A 12,828-nucleotide genomic window follows, 5' to 3' on the forward strand; every position below is an offset into this window, starting at 1 on the left:
CGCTGTGGACCCGAAGACAAGAAACCGGATCATGGCCGGTGTGCTCGTGATGATGTTCGTCGTGGTTGCGGTGGCGGCCGCGCTCGGCGGCTAGGACCTGCCCGACCCCGCCGGCCCCGGCTCGGACCCCGCCGGGACAGCGGGCCGCCCCGCGTACTCCTGGTGCCCGTGGGCTACCAGGCGAAGGACTCCGGTGCCGGGCCGGGGCCGGGGAAGATCTCGTCCAGGGAGTCGAGAACCTCCCGCGACAGCTCCAGTTCGACGGCGCGCAGCGCGGAGGCGAGCTGCTCGGCGGTGCGCGGGCCGACGATCGGCGCGGTGACGCCGGGCCGGGTGAGCAGCCAGGCCAGGGCGACCTCGCCGGGTTCCAGGCCGTGCTTGTCGACCAGGTCCTCGTACGCCTGGACGCGCGCGCGGACCTCCGGCTTGGCCAGCTCCGCCGCGGCCCGTCCGCCGCTGCGGCGGGCGCCCTCCTGCTTCTTCAGCGCGCCGCCGAGCAGCCCGCCGTGCAGCGGTGACCAGGGGATGACGCCGACGCCGTACTCCAGCGACGCCGGCAGGACCTCCGTCTCGGCGTCGCGCACGGCGAGGTTGTACAGGCACTGCTCGCTGACGAGACCGAGACTGCCGCGCCGCGCGGCGGCCTCGTTGGCCTGGGCGATCTTGTAGCCGGGGAAGTTGGAGGACCCGGCGTAGAGGATCTTCCCCTGCTGGACCAGGACGTCGACGGCCTGCCAGATCTCCTCGAACGGCGTCTGCCGGTCGATGTGGTGGAACTGGTAGATGTCGATGTAGTCGGTCTGCAGGCGCTTGAGCGACGCCTCGACGGCGCGCCGGATGTTGAGCGCGGAGAGCCGGTCGTGGTTCGGCCAGACGCTCTCGCCCTGCGCCGTCATGTTCCCGTACACCTTGGTGGCGAGGACGACCTTGTCGCGGCGCTCGCCGCCCTGGGCGAACCAGGTACCGATGATCTCCTCGGTGCGGCCCTTGCCGGCGCCCTGGCCGTACACGTTGGCCGTGTCGAAGTAGTTGACGCCCGCGTCGAGCGCGGTGTCCATGAGCGAGTGGCTGTCGGGTTCATTGGTGAACGGCCCGAAGTTCATGGTGCCGAGCGTGAGCCGGCTGACCTTGAGCCCTGTGCGTCCCAGCTGCGTGTACTTCATGAGGCCCTAGCCAAGTGGCTGGAGTGGGCTCCAGGCAAGGGGGGTCGGGTCAGTCGCGGGGAAACCTGTCGGTCTTGAGGGTGAGGCCCAGAGGCGTACCGGTGAGATCGATGTCTTCACCGAAGCTGTACTTCGACTGGGTCGTGTACTCGCCGTCCTTGGGGTCGAAGTGGACGTAGACCCTTCCCTGGTACGGGTCAGCGATGAGGTAGACGGGGACCTCGGCATCGGCGTAGGCGGTCTTCTTGGGGCCGTAGTCGTTCATCGCCGTGCTCTTGGAGATCACTTCGGCGACGAACACGACGTCCTGGTGGAGCCACTGCCCCTTGTCGTTCATGACGGCGTCCTCCGCCACCAGTGTCACGTCGCTGGCGAAGCCGTTGAGATGCCCCGGGTAGTCGATGCGAACGTCGGACTTCTGGCATTCCATCGGGAAATGGGCACTGAGCTGGGTCAGGATGCTGAAGGTGATGGTCCAGTGGGTGTCTCGCTGTGGCGACACGAAGATATGTCCCCCGACGATCTCGGTCTTGATTCCCTCGGGGACGGGCATCCTCTCAAGCCACTCGAACATCTTGTCCAAGGTGAGCTCGTTGCCGATCTCAGCCATCTCGATCCTGTCGGTCTCCGCGACGGTCATCGTGGCGCTCCTCCCCGGCCACCCCCGGTCGAAGGCGGCCGCGCAGTACAACGATACGCACGGCGGCAAGGTCACGTCCGGTCACGAGCCGCCCAGCCACCCCGCCGCGTCGAGGCGGAACGCCTCCGGGGGCACGACCGCGCGCAGGCCGGATTCGAGGTCGCGGAGGCGGTCGGCGCCGAGGGACGCCGCCCACTCCGCCCGCAGCTCGTCGAAGACGACCGCCGAGCGGCGCAGCGCGTCGATGCCGTGCGGGGTGACGCGGACCAGCTTGCGGCGGGCGTCGGCGGGGTCGTCGGCGCGGGCCGCGTAGCCGAGGGCGACGAGGCGGTCGACCGTCTTGCCCGCGGCCTGCTTGGAGACGCCGAGGCGGCGGCCGATCTCGCTGGCGGTGGCGCCCCGGGCGCCGATGGCCTGGAGGGCGAAGCCGTGGGCGGGGCGCAGGTCGGGGTGGCCCTGGTGGGCGAGTTCGGCGTGCACGCGGTCGATGAGGGAGCGGAAGCCGGCGAGGAGCAGGAAGGGAAGTTCGTAGCCCCTGCCGTGGGCCCCGTCGGCTCCGGCGACTCCGTCGGCCGCGTCGGCTCCGGCGGCCCCGTCAGCTCCGGCGCGCCCGTCCTCCCCGCTTCCCTGAATCCCCTTGTGCAGGTCGTCAACCTGGTTTACCTTCTGTTCGTCAACCATGTTGTCGATAGTAGGGGGTACACCTTGTTCGCCGACCACACCGTGGAGACCGCACCGGCCGAGTCCCGCCCCGCCATGGAGCGGGTGACCCAGGCCTTCGGGCGGCTCCCGAACGCCGTCGCGCGGCTCGCCGAGTCCCCCGAACTCCTCAACAACTTCCTGGAGTCGAGCGCCGCCTTCGAGCGCACGACGCTGGAGCCCGTCGCCCGCGAGGTCGTCATCATGACGGTCGCCACCCGTAACGACTGCCACATCTGCGTCACCATGCACACCGGCAAGCTGCGCAAACTGGGCGCGGGGACGGAGCTGATCACGGCCCTGCGCGAGGAGCGTGAACTGCCCGACGAGCGGCTCGAAGCCGTACGGCAGTTCACGCTGACCGTGCTGGCCACGGCGGGCGGCGTCGGCGACGACGAGCTGAAGCGGTTCCTGTCCCACGGCCACACCGAGCGCAACGCCCTCGAAGTCGTCCTCGGCATCGGTACGTACACGATGTCGACGCTGGCGAACCGGCTGACGCGGGCGGCCTGACCCAGTCGGTCGGGCGGACCGGGCCTTGGTGCCGGTACCGCCAACGCCCTTACATCCAGGCGGGGTTGCCCGACAATGGGGTCCTCGGCATGAGTCTGATGGCATGCCCATGACTCGGGGGTGGTGGCGTGGGGTCCGTGGACGTGGTCGCGGAAGCGGTGCGCGTGATGACGGGGTTCGCAGGTGGCGCGGCGGGCGCGGTGGGGGCGGAGGTGGGACAGACCGTCTCCGATCTCGTACGGCAGCGCATCGGCGGGAGCCCCTCCGGGCAGGCGGCGCTGGACGTCGTGGAGGAGAGGCCGCAGGACCCCCAGGCGCTGGCCGCGCTGCGGGAAGCGGTGCGGGAGCGGGTCGCGGCGGACCCGGAGTTCGCCGCCCGGCTCGCGGAGGCGCTGGCGGGCCCGCCTCCGGCCGGCCCTCCCACGGCTGGTCCGCCACCGGCCGAGCCCCCTCGGGAGTACACGGGCAGCATCGTGATCGACGGCGGTGCGAAGGTGCGGGGCAGCACCCTGTCGCTGGGCCCCGTGACCTTCAACAACACCCCCGCGGGGCGCACGGCGCTGGCGGCGTCGCTGGCCGTACTCCTCGTTCTCGTGGTCTTCGCGGTCTACGGCGGCACGCAGGCGTTCAGCGGCGGGGACTCGCCGGGCTCGGACCGGGCGTCCGTCCCCGGCGGCCGGTCCCAGCCGGGCGGTTCGGCGACCGGTGGCGGAAGCGACGCGGGACCCGGTGCGGGAACCGGTGTGGCCGGGGCGGGTGGATCGGAGAAGCTGGTGCCGCTGGCCGACGCCGACGCGGTCCTGAGCGTCCTGCCCGATACGACCAGCCTGTCCTCCGGCTGGACCCAGAGCAGCCCGCCCACGGCGGACGTCGCCTCCCAGGACGACGGCTCGACCTTCGAAGGCTCAGCTGTGTACTACCCGAGCTACGGAATGGACACCCAGTTCCTGGTCTATGCCTACCCGAGCGAGAAGAAGGCGGTCGCCGCCTTCAAGGAGAAGAGCCGCGAGGCGGCGAAGGAGGGCGCGCAGCGGATGACCATGCCGGCCATCGGTGACGAACTCGTCGCGTTCTCCGTGACCGAGGGCCGAGGCGGCGGATACGTCTCCGAGACCACCAACTACACGCTGGTACGCACGGGGACGGTACTCACTGTCGTGGGCGGCAAGGACACGGAGAGCCGCAACTACGGCAGCGACGACCTCCAGTTCGCCACGCAGCTCATGTCCGACCGGGCACGGGCCGCGCAGGCGCGCTGAGGAAGGCGGTCCAGGTGGCGGGGGATATCTGGAGGGTAGGGCCGCTGGGGTTCAGCTTTGAGTCGCGGATGTGGATGGTGGCGGGCGTTGTGGCTACCTCCAGGCATTCGCCGCCTTGCTCGCTACTGTGGGTGGACTTGGTCCAGCTGAGGGCCGCCTCCAGGCATTCGCCCTCGCCACCGCTGTAGCTGCTCTTGAACCAGTTGAGGTCCACGCTCATAGTCCCTGCGCCACCTGTTCGATCAGCTTCGCTGACTCTTCCGGGTTCAGAGCCTGCGCCCGCAGAATGCCATATTTGCCGAACAGGTCTCCCAGGTAGGGCTGTTCGCATACGAAGTAGCCGCCACTCGGTCCTTCCACATAGGCAAGCTGACGACGCTCTGCTGTCTCCAGCAGGATCATGGAGCCGTTCAGCCCCGCGTGGACGTGCCGCGCATGCGGCATGACCTGGACCTCGACGTGCCGCAACTGTCCGATGCCGAGGATGTGGTGTAGCTGCTCCTTGAGGACCGGTGGGCCGCCGATGGGTCGGGTGAGAGTGCTCTCCTCCAGTACGTAACTGACGTTCGGCGCGGGCTTGCGCTGGAACAACCGCTGGCGCCCCACGCGGTCGACCACCCGCTTCTCCACCTCGTCGTCGTCCAGAGTCGGGTAGCAGTTGCAGGCGTAGACCGCCCGGGCGTATGCCTCCGTCTGGAGCGAACCAGGAATCACGTGGCTCTGGTACACGTGAAGGGCAGAGGCGTTCTTCTCCTCAGCCAGATAATCCTCGGTCCACGGCCGTAGCCCGCTGCTCCCGAACTCCTTCTCCGCGAGCAGCGTCAGTGCACCCTGTGCACCCAGTACCTGATCGGCGATCTCGACCAGTTTCCCTTTCGGGGGCCGCTCGCCCCGCTCCACCATCGCCACCTGCGACTTGGAGTACTGGACATGCGTGCCCAGCACCTCCAGAGTGAGCCCGGCCCGCTCGCGGTAGAACCGCAACAGTGCGCCGAACGTCTCCGAACCTCGTTCACCGGAGTGCACAGCGACCTCCCCAAGCGCACAGCGCAGCACGACACCTGTGAATCCCTGGTCACAGTATGTGAGCGACCGACAACATCTGGCGCATGAACTCGGAAACCTCATCACTCAGGGTCCACGACTGGATCCCGGCGACGGGCCACGCCCTGCGCCACGCCGGCATTCACTTCGACGCGGTACGGATCGAGGGCGCGTTCGGCGAGCAAGTCGCGTACGGCCTGATGCAGTTCACGGACTTCCGCGCGGGCCCGATCGTCCGCGAGGCGACGGGTGGGCGCTACCTCTACTTCCTGCTGCCCCCGAAGACGGCGGACTCCCGCACCTGGCCGGTCGGCGCGCGTGCGCTGAGCCGACGCTCGGGGAACCTCGCGTACGTGGGCGTGCCCGCGCTGGACGGCTACACGTGGCCGCTGGACTGGCGGTCGCGCCCGACGAGTGAAGTCCCGTTCGTGGACGTTGATTTGCTGCACGAGACGACTGAACGCGCGGCACGGTGACCGCATCATCGCGCGCCGAGTCCCGCCCCGCCGTGGAGCGAGGCCCCCGCGCCCGTCAGCCTCCCTGTGACTTGATGTGCTCGATCACCTCGTTGAAGTCCTTCGTCGGCGAGAAGTCGACGTACTCGCAGTCCTCAAGGGCCACCGGGGCGTGACCGGGCGGCCAGTAGAAGGCCTGACCCGCCTCGTAGACCTCGTCGCCGTCCGGGGTCCGCATCTTCAGCCGTCCCTTGAAGAGATAGCCCCAGTGCGGGCACGGGCAAAGGTCACCGGCCAGCCCTTTGAGGGCCGGTCCCAGGTCGGTGCCTTCGGGAAACCTCACGAAGGCGACCGACATGTCTCCGCCGACGTCCTGAAAACGCAGCTCCACTCCGCCGTCCGCGATGGCGACCGGAGTGTCCTTCCGCGTGATCGCTGTCATGGCTCCTCCCTGCTCACCTGCTGAGAGGCACGGGGAAACACCCTCTCTTCCAGCGTGGACCCGAGTGCCGCACAGTGCGCGCCGGCCGCCTCAGGGTGCCGGTGCGACGGCACGTGAATTCGTACCGTTCCGGTAGCGCCCCGGCGTGACGCCGAACGTCCGGGTGAACGCGTGCGAGAGGGCGTAGGGCGAGCCGTAGCCCACCTGGCGGGCCACTGTCTTCAGGGGGTGCGCCGTGTCGCGCAGGAGCGTGGCCGCCCGGGACATGCGCCACCAGGTGAGGTACGTCATCGGGGCGCGGCCCACCAGCGTCGTGAAGCGGCGGGTGAGGGTGGCGCGGGAGACACCCGTGCGGGCGGCCAACGCGGTGCTGGTCCAGGGGGCCTCGGGGGAGGCGTGCAGGAGGCGCAGGGCCTCGGCGACCACCGGGTCGGCCAGGGCGGCGGGCCAGCCGGCGCCCGAGGTGTGGTCCGTCGTCCACGCCCGCACCATGTAGATCAGCAGCAGGTCGAGGAGCCCGGGCACGGCCACGTCCGCCCCGGGGAGAGCCGCCCCCGTCTCCCGGCCGAGCAGGTCGATCGCCGCCCGCAGCTCCGGGTGGTGTCCGGCGCGGCGGGGCAGGTGCACGGTCTGGGGCAGCTCGGCGAGCAGCGGGTGGGCGTGACGGCGGTCGAAGCGGTACTTCCCGCAGAGCAACTCGGTGGCCGGGCCGTCCTGTTCGGGACGCGGGACGGGCGTCCGCGAGGGGCCGGCCGTGTCGAGCCGGTGCTCGAAGGGGGCCGCCCGTGCGACGGTGCGGGCGTCGGCCGGTGCGTCCGCGAGGACGTGGCCCGCCCCGCGCGGCAACAGCACCGTGTCGCCCGCCGCGAGGGTGAGCGGGGCGCCGCCGCCGTCCGGCAGCAGCCAGCAGCCGCCCTCCAGGACCACGTGGAACCCCATCCCGTCATACGCGGGCAGCCTGCTGCACCAGGAGCCGAGGACCCTGACCCGGTGGGCGTCGGGCCGGCCGACCCGGGCTGCCGCGATGGCGTCGCTCACTACGTCCATGGCGGCAGCGTAGAGGAGCGGCGGTGAGCCGTGCGCGTATCCGGGCGAGCGGATCGGGCATTGGGGCGCTCACCCGGTCTGTCTACGGTCGTACTCATGAACGAACACCTGATGGTCGGCGAGGTCGAGATCCGGCGCGTGGTGGAGCTGGAGGCGCCCTTCCTCCCCGCCACCGCGCTCGTGCCCGGCGTGCCCGAGGAGCTGTGGCGTGCGAACCGGTCCTGGCTCGCGCCCGACTTCTGGGACCCGGACAGCGGCCGGGTCATGGCCGCCGTGCAGACCTGGGTGCTCCGGAGCGAGGGGAAGACGGTCCTGGTGGACACGGGCGTCGGCAATGGACGCCGCCGGCCGGACGCCCCGCACTTCGAGGACCTCGACACCGATTTCCCGGCCCGTCTCGCCGCCGCCGGAGTGCGCCCCGAGGACGTCGACATCGTCGTCAACACCCACCTGCACGCCGATCACGTGGGGTGGAACACCCGCCGGGGCGACGGCGGTTGGGTGCCCACCTTCCCGAACGCCACCTACCTCATGCCGGCCGCCGACCACGCCCACTTCGGCCCGTGCGGCGCGGACCGGGTCAGCCGCGACCCGGTCTTCGCCGACAGCGTCGCGCCCGTGGACCGGGCCGGGCAGACAGTGCTGTGGAGCGGCGCGTACCGCATCGACGCCCACCTCAGTCTGGAGGCCGCGCCCGGGCACACCCCCGGCTCGTCCGTCCTGCGGCTCGCCTCGGGAACCGACCGGGCGGTCTTCGTCGGCGACCTCCTGCACACCCCGGTGCAGATCCTCGAACCGGACCACAGCAGCTGCCTGTGTCTCGACCCGGGTGCGGCCGCCGCGACCCGGGTGCGCGTCCTCGGCCGGGCCGCCGACGAGCGGGAGCTGGTCTTCCCGGCACACCTGCGAGGGGCGGGTGCGGCCGAAGTGCGGCGCGCGGGAGGGAAGTTCGCGATCAGGCGGTGGGCCGCGTGAGCGCCCGGGTGTCCGGGAGGCCCGTGTAGGGCCCGCCGATGCCCCACGCCTGCGCCATCGCCTCCGCGAAGGCGGCGGCCAGCTTGTGCTCGCCGCTCGCGTTCGGGTGGGTGCCGTCGTAGGTGTCGGTGTGGATGTCGTACGAGGACGGCGGCGAGGCAAGCAGCAGGGGCGAGCGGCCGGTGTCCAGGTCGGCGACCGTCTTCGCGAGGAGGTCGTTGAAGTGGGCGACCTCGACGGCGAACGGCGCGTCCGTGGCGGCCCGGATGTTCGGGATCACCGGGAGGAGGACCATCCGGACGCCCGGGTTCGCCGAGCGGGCCCCGGCGACGAACGCCCGGACGTTGGCGGCCGTCTGCTCCGCGTTCGTGTAGAAGCCGAGGTCGATCAGGCCCAGCGAGATCAGCAGGATGTCCGCCGGGTCGCGGGTCAGCGCGTCCGCGATCCGCGGCGCCATGTGCAGCCAGCCCTCGCCCCAGCCCGCCAGGTGGTGGCGGGGGAAGTCGGGGGAGGCGTCGGCGTAGTCGTGCGACAGGGGCGCTCCCGCCGCCTTGTCGTGGAGCGCGGTGCGCGGCCCCACCACGGCGACGCCCCCGTCGCCCAGGGCGGCGCGCAGGTGCTGCCACATGCGGTGGCGCCAGGTGTGTTCACCGGCGCTCCCGATCGTCATCGAGTCGCCGACGAACATGAACCTGAGCATCCGCACATCATCGCGGATGGGCGCCGCCGCCCGCGATGTGAGGCCGCACACGCCCCGCCGCCGCGCGGATGGCACGCTTGGGCCCATGCGTTCGCTCCGGGCTGTCCCCTCCGTCCTCGCCGCCGCCGTGCTGCTCCTGACCTCGGCGGGGCCCGTCGCGGCCGACGGCGGTCACGACGGGTTCACCATGAAGGACCCGCGGATCGTCGAGTCCAGCGGCCTGGCCGCCTCCCGCGCCCACCCCGGCGTCTACTGGACGCACAACGACCAGGACAAGGGCGCCTACCTGTACGCCGTCGACTCCAGGACCGGCAGGACGGTCGCCACCGTCACCATGTCCGGGATCGGCGCGCCCCGGGACGTCGAGGCGATCTCGGTCGGGACCGACGGCTTCCTCTACGTCGGCGACATCGGCGACAACCTCGGCGGCACCTGGCCCCACGTATGGATCTACAAGCTGCCCGAGCCGAAGACGCTGAAGGACCAGACGGTCCGTGCCACGCAGTACGTCGTGAAGTACGCCGACGGAGCGCGGGACGCGGAGGCGCTGATGGTGCACCCGAAGACCGGGCGGATCTACATCGCGGACAAGAAGGAGGAGGGCGGCAGCCTCTACGAGGGTCCCACCAAGATGTCCACCGCCGGTCCGAACGTCTTCCGGCGGATCGCCGCCACCGACCTGTGGGTCACCGACGGCGCCTTCTCGCCCGACGGCCGCCGGCTGTCCCTGCGCGGCTACTTCGGCGGGGTCGACCTCGCCTGGCGGGGTGCGGGCAGGAAGCCCGTGCGGGAGGGGCGGTTGAGCGTGCCCTTCCAGCGGCAGGGCGAGTCGATGACGTACACCCCGGACGGCACGACCCTGATGTACGGCACCGAGGGCGCGCAGAGCGCGGTCACGCCCGTGGAGGTGCGCGGCAAGGGCGGAGGCAGCTCCGACGGGCCGTCGGGCGGCGGGAGTTCGGGCGGCGGCGCGGGGGGCGGGGACCTGGGCGGGAACCTCGCCAAGGGCGCGCTCACCGCCGGTGCCGTGCTGTTCGTCCTCTTCGGGCTGAAGCGGCTGCTGCGCAGGCGCTGACCCCGGCCGCGGTTGCGGCCCCGGACCCGGCTCTCACGCCTCCTGACGGCGCCGGGAGACCAGGACGTCCAGGCCGTCCAGGAGGCGCTGCAACCCGAACTCGAAGTGGTCGAAGTCCGGGCCGAAGGCGTCGCGGGAGAGCCCCGCGAGGACCGGGTAGCGGCCGCTGCTCATGACGCGTTCGAGGGCCGGGGCCTGCGCCGCCCAGAAGTCCTGGTCGGACAGGCCGGTCCTCTTCACCGCCTCCGTCTCGTGCACCTGGGTGCGGGCGACCCCGGTGACGTACCCCTCCACCATGACGACGACGCTGATCAGTTCGGGGTCGGTCAGGCCCGTCGACGAGATCCGCGCCAGGGTCCGGTCCAGGCCGCCGACCGAGCCGGGGCCCAGCACCGGGCGGGCCTGGTTGACGTGGAGCAGCCAGGGGTGGCGGCGGTAGCGCAGGAGGGTCTCGCGGGCGTACTCCTCGACGCCCTCGCGCCAGCCGCCGGTCCACGGGGCCTCCTCGCGGGGCGGGGTGTACACGCGGTCCAGCATCAGGTCCAGCAGCTCGCCCTTGCCGGGCACGTACCGGTACAGGGACATCGTGCCGGCGCCCAGCTCCGTGGAGAGCCTGCGCATGGAGACCGCCGCGAGCCCCTCGGCGTCCGCGAGGCGCACCGCCTCGGTGACGATCCGGTCCAGGGTGAGGGCCGGTTTGGGTCCGCGCGTGGGCCGCGTGCCCTCTCCCCAGAGCAGCTCCAGGCTGCGGGTGATGTCGCCGCCGATGCGCCGGTCGTCGTCGCCGTTCGTGCTCGTCATGGCCTCACCCTATTCCCCCGCAAAGAAACTGGGTACGGCGTACCCCGAAGAACTGAGTACGGTGTACCCTCCACTGGGTACGGCGTACTCAGAGGGTGCGTGACGAGGACCGGGAGGGGCAGTACATGAACGGGAACGGCTTGGCGGTACGAGCCGAGGGGCTCCAGAAGCGGTACGGGGACAAGTACGCGCTGGACGGCTTCGACCTGCGCGTCCGGCAGGGCACGGTGCACGGCCTGCTCGGCCCCAACGGCGCGGGCAAGACCACTGCCGTGCGTATCCTCGCCACCCTGCTGCGGCCCGACGGCGGCCGCGCCGAGGTGGCCGGCGCCGACGTGGCGCGCGAGCCCGCGCTGGTCCGGTCCCGCATCGGCCTCACCGGCCAGTACGCCGCCGTGGACGAGATCCTCACCGGGCGGCAGAACCTGGAGATGTTCGGCCGCCTCTTCCACCTCGGCGCCCGGCGGGCCGCCCGGCGCGCCCAGGAACTCCTGGAGCAGTTCCACCTCCAGGACGCGGCGGACAAGGGCGCCGGTCAGTACAGCGGCGGCATGCGGCGCAGGCTCGACCTCGCCGCGTCGATGATCCTCGCGCCCGCCGTGCTCTTCCTCGACGAGCCGACCACCGGACTCGACCCCCGCAGCCGCCTCGAAGTGTGGGACAGCGTGCGGGACCTGGTGGCGCGCGGCACGACCGTGCTGCTCACCACCCAGTACCTGGAGGAAGCCGACCGGCTCGCCTCCCGCATCACCGTCATCGATCGCGGCCGCGCCATCGCCGACGACACCCCGGACGGACTGAAGAACACCGTCGGCGGCAGCCACCTCGACGTCGTGGTGCGCGACGTCGCCGACCTGCCCGCCGCCGCCAAGGCCGTCACCCGGGTCTGCGCCGGCGAGCCGCTCGTCGTCGACGCGGAGCGCCGCGTCCAGGCCGCCGTGACGGACCGGGTCGCCGCCCTCACGGAGGTCGCGCGCACCCTCCAGGACGACGGGATCGCCGTCGAGGACATCGGCCTGCGCAGGCCCAGCCTGGACGACGTGTTCCTGCGCCTGACCGGCCACGCCTCCCAGGCCCACGCCTCCCGGACCCACGCCCCCGTCGCCGACCCGGAGAAGGAGATCGCCGCATGAGCGTCGCCCTCACCGCCGACACCTCGCACGGCCGGCTCTTCTGGGCCCTCGCCGACTGCGGGAACATCGCCCGCCGCTACCTCACGCACTTCCTGCGCCAGCCCGTCACCATCGCCTGGCAGCTGGGCTTCCCGATCATCTCCGTCCTCCTCTACGGCTTCGTCTTCGGCGAGGCCATGAAGGTGCCGGGCGACGGGAAGGACGGCGACTACCAGCAGTTCCTGATGCCCGGCATGTTCGTGATGACGATGGCGTTCGGCTTCATGAACACCGCCATGGCCGTCGTCACCGACGCCTCCAAGGGCGTCATCGACCGCTTCCGCTCGATGCCGATGGCGCCCTCGGCGGTGGCGTCCGGGCGGGGGGTCGCCGACCTCGTCGTGGCCTGCGCGGAACTCGCCATCCTCGCGCTGACCGCCCTCGCCATCGGCTGGCGCTCCAGCGCCGGGCCCCTGGACACCGCCCTCGCCTTCGGGCTGCTGCTGTTCCTGCGGTTCAGCCTGATCTGGGTCGGGGTCTACCTCGGCCTCGTCGTGCCGACACCGGAAGCCGCGGGCGGTCTCTACGCGGTCGCGTTTCCGCTCACGATGATCTCCAGCGTGTTCGTGGCGCCGTCGCTGATGCCGGACTGGCTGGCGCCGGTCGCCGCGTGGAACCCCGTCTCCTCGACGGGTACGGCCATCCGGGAGCTGTTCGGCAACCCGGGCGCGGGGGGCGGGAGCTGGGTCGAGCAGCATGCCGTCCTGATGGCCGTGGTGTGGCCGATCGTGATCTCGCTGGTCTTCCTGCCGCTGGCGGTACGGAGGTTCAGGCAGCTGAGCCGATAGGCCCCGCCAGGGGCGGGGGAACTGCGCGACCGGCCACGGCGCACCCGCGGCCGGT

General features: G+C 71.4%; 16 protein-coding genes. 7 read left to right on the plus strand and 9 right to left on the minus strand.

What is annotated here, in order from left to right:
- Window positions 1-173: 173 nt before the first annotated feature.
- The 3 genes from ACZ5GP_RS16170 to ACZ5GP_RS16180 form a co-directional block, all read right to left on the minus strand.
- Complete coding sequence (locus tag ACZ5GP_RS16170; protein WP_468751436.1) at window positions 174-1,163, minus strand: aldo/keto reductase; 990 nt, start codon at window positions 1,161-1,163, stop codon at window positions 174-176.
- A gap of 49 nt (window positions 1,164-1,212) precedes the next feature.
- Window positions 1,213-1,803, minus strand: coding sequence for a Uma2 family endonuclease (locus tag ACZ5GP_RS16175; RefSeq protein ID WP_361078295.1), 591 nt, complete (start codon window positions 1,801-1,803; stop codon window positions 1,213-1,215).
- 81 nt (window positions 1,804-1,884) lie between these two features.
- Complete coding sequence (locus tag ACZ5GP_RS16180; RefSeq protein WP_468751773.1) at window positions 1,885-2,319, minus strand: MarR family winged helix-turn-helix transcriptional regulator; 435 nt, start codon at window positions 2,317-2,319, stop codon at window positions 1,885-1,887.
- Window positions 2,320-2,508: 189 nt separating this feature from the next.
- Between ACZ5GP_RS16180 and ACZ5GP_RS16185 the strand changes: the two genes are divergently transcribed.
- Window positions 2,509-3,015 (plus strand): carboxymuconolactone decarboxylase family protein, encoded by a 507-nt coding sequence (locus tag ACZ5GP_RS16185; protein ID WP_468751437.1) that lies wholly within the window; start codon window positions 2,509-2,511, stop codon window positions 3,013-3,015.
- 128 nt (window positions 3,016-3,143) lie between these two features.
- Window positions 3,144-4,274, plus strand: a complete 1,131-nt coding sequence (locus ACZ5GP_RS16190; RefSeq protein ID WP_468751438.1) for a hypothetical protein — start codon at window positions 3,144-3,146, stop codon at window positions 4,272-4,274.
- Here ACZ5GP_RS16190 and ACZ5GP_RS16195 read toward each other — a convergent pair.
- Together ACZ5GP_RS16195 and ACZ5GP_RS16200 are read right to left on the minus strand one after the other, a co-directional pair.
- Window positions 4,237-4,605 carry a DUF397 domain-containing protein gene (locus tag ACZ5GP_RS16195; protein ID WP_468751439.1) on the minus strand — a complete coding sequence of 123 codons (369 nt, stop codon included), beginning with the start codon at window positions 4,603-4,605 and terminating at the stop codon, window positions 4,237-4,239. The genes ACZ5GP_RS16190 and ACZ5GP_RS16195 overlap by 38 nt on opposite strands.
- Complete coding sequence (locus tag ACZ5GP_RS16200) at window positions 4,491-5,300, minus strand: helix-turn-helix domain-containing protein (RefSeq protein WP_358699903.1); 810 nt, start codon at window positions 5,298-5,300, stop codon at window positions 4,491-4,493. Before ACZ5GP_RS16200 ends, ACZ5GP_RS16195 begins: the two co-directional genes overlap by 115 nt.
- A gap of 83 nt (window positions 5,301-5,383) precedes the next feature.
- Between ACZ5GP_RS16200 and ACZ5GP_RS16205 the strand changes: the two genes are divergently transcribed.
- Window positions 5,384-5,794: a hypothetical protein gene (locus ACZ5GP_RS16205; protein ID WP_468751440.1), complete on the plus strand. Its 411-nt coding sequence runs from the start codon at window positions 5,384-5,386 to the stop codon at window positions 5,792-5,794.
- 55 nt (window positions 5,795-5,849) lie between these two features.
- Here ACZ5GP_RS16205 and ACZ5GP_RS16210 read toward each other — a convergent pair whose 3' ends face one another.
- On the minus strand, window positions 5,850-6,215 hold the full coding sequence (locus tag ACZ5GP_RS16210; protein WP_468751441.1) for a cupin domain-containing protein: 366 nt from the start codon (window positions 6,213-6,215) through the stop codon (window positions 5,850-5,852).
- Between the two features lie 90 nt (window positions 6,216-6,305).
- Window positions 6,306-7,262: an AraC family transcriptional regulator gene (locus tag ACZ5GP_RS16215; RefSeq protein WP_468751442.1), complete on the minus strand. Its 957-nt coding sequence runs from the start codon at window positions 7,260-7,262 to the stop codon at window positions 6,306-6,308.
- Window positions 7,263-7,358: 96 nt separating this feature from the next.
- Here ACZ5GP_RS16215 and ACZ5GP_RS16220 point away from each other — a divergent pair, with 96 nt between their 5' ends.
- On the plus strand, window positions 7,359-8,237 hold the full coding sequence (locus ACZ5GP_RS16220; RefSeq protein ID WP_468751443.1) for an MBL fold metallo-hydrolase: 879 nt from the start codon (window positions 7,359-7,361) through the stop codon (window positions 8,235-8,237).
- On the opposite strand, the gene ACZ5GP_RS16225 is transcribed toward ACZ5GP_RS16220, so the two are convergent.
- On the minus strand, window positions 8,218-8,937 hold the full coding sequence (locus ACZ5GP_RS16225; protein WP_468751444.1) for a GDSL-type esterase/lipase family protein: 720 nt from the start codon (window positions 8,935-8,937) through the stop codon (window positions 8,218-8,220). The two genes, ACZ5GP_RS16220 and ACZ5GP_RS16225, sit on opposite strands and share 20 nt — an antisense overlap.
- 85 nt (window positions 8,938-9,022) lie before the next feature.
- On the opposite strand from ACZ5GP_RS16225, the gene ACZ5GP_RS16230 reads away from it, so the two are divergent.
- Window positions 9,023-10,012, plus strand: a complete 990-nt coding sequence (locus tag ACZ5GP_RS16230; protein WP_468751445.1) for a WD40 repeat domain-containing protein — start codon at window positions 9,023-9,025, stop codon at window positions 10,010-10,012.
- Window positions 10,013-10,045: 33 nt separating this feature from the next.
- Here the strand turns inward: ACZ5GP_RS16230 and ACZ5GP_RS16235 are convergent, their stop codons facing one another.
- On the minus strand, window positions 10,046-10,813 hold the full coding sequence (locus tag ACZ5GP_RS16235; protein ID WP_468751446.1) for a TetR/AcrR family transcriptional regulator: 768 nt from the start codon (window positions 10,811-10,813) through the stop codon (window positions 10,046-10,048).
- Between the two features lie 125 nt (window positions 10,814-10,938).
- Between ACZ5GP_RS16235 and ACZ5GP_RS16240 the strand changes: the two genes are divergently transcribed.
- Together ACZ5GP_RS16240 and ACZ5GP_RS16245 are read left to right on the plus strand one after the other, a co-directional pair.
- Window positions 10,939-11,946, plus strand: a complete 1,008-nt coding sequence (locus tag ACZ5GP_RS16240) for an ATP-binding cassette domain-containing protein (protein ID WP_468751447.1) — start codon at window positions 10,939-10,941, stop codon at window positions 11,944-11,946.
- Complete coding sequence (locus tag ACZ5GP_RS16245; RefSeq protein WP_468751448.1) at window positions 11,943-12,773, plus strand: ABC transporter permease; 831 nt, start codon at window positions 11,943-11,945, stop codon at window positions 12,771-12,773. The genes ACZ5GP_RS16240 and ACZ5GP_RS16245 overlap by 4 nt, the downstream gene beginning before the upstream one ends.
- Window positions 12,774-12,828: the final 55 nt, after the last annotated feature.

This window comes from Streptomyces sp. NPDC031466, assembly GCF_055581265.1.

Excerpts from the sequence above, each read along its gene's own strand:
- ACZ5GP_RS16225 (WP_468751444.1), bottom strand. The coding sequence starts at position 8,937 with ATGCTCAGGTTCATGTTCGTCGGCGACTCGATGACGATCGGGAGCGCC.
- ACZ5GP_RS16210 (WP_468751441.1), bottom strand. The coding sequence starts at position 6,215 with ATGACAGCGATCACGCGGAAGGACACTCCGGTCGCCATCGCGGACGGC.
- ACZ5GP_RS16175 (WP_361078295.1), bottom strand. The coding sequence starts at position 1,803 with ATGACCGTCGCGGAGACCGACAGGATCGAGATGGCTGAGATCGGCAAC.
- ACZ5GP_RS16195 (WP_468751439.1), bottom strand. The coding sequence starts at position 4,605 with ATGCGAACAGCCCTACCTGGGAGACCTGTTCGGCAAATATGGCATTCT.
- ACZ5GP_RS16215 (WP_468751442.1), bottom strand. The coding sequence starts at position 7,262 with ATGGACGTAGTGAGCGACGCCATCGCGGCAGCCCGGGTCGGCCGGCCC.
- ACZ5GP_RS16170 (WP_468751436.1), bottom strand. The coding sequence starts at position 1,163 with ATGAAGTACACGCAGCTGGGACGCACAGGGCTCAAGGTCAGCCGGCTC.
- ACZ5GP_RS16205 (WP_468751440.1), top strand. The coding sequence starts at position 5,384 with ATGAACTCGGAAACCTCATCACTCAGGGTCCACGACTGGATCCCGGCG.
- ACZ5GP_RS16220 (WP_468751443.1), top strand. The coding sequence starts at position 7,359 with ATGAACGAACACCTGATGGTCGGCGAGGTCGAGATCCGGCGCGTGGTG.
- ACZ5GP_RS16230 (WP_468751445.1), top strand. The coding sequence starts at position 9,023 with ATGCGTTCGCTCCGGGCTGTCCCCTCCGTCCTCGCCGCCGCCGTGCTG.
- ACZ5GP_RS16245 (WP_468751448.1), top strand. The coding sequence starts at position 11,943 with ATGAGCGTCGCCCTCACCGCCGACACCTCGCACGGCCGGCTCTTCTGG.
- ACZ5GP_RS16235 (WP_468751446.1), bottom strand. The coding sequence starts at position 10,813 with ATGACGAGCACGAACGGCGACGACGACCGGCGCATCGGCGGCGACATC.
- ACZ5GP_RS16240 (WP_468751447.1), top strand. The coding sequence starts at position 10,939 with ATGAACGGGAACGGCTTGGCGGTACGAGCCGAGGGGCTCCAGAAGCGG.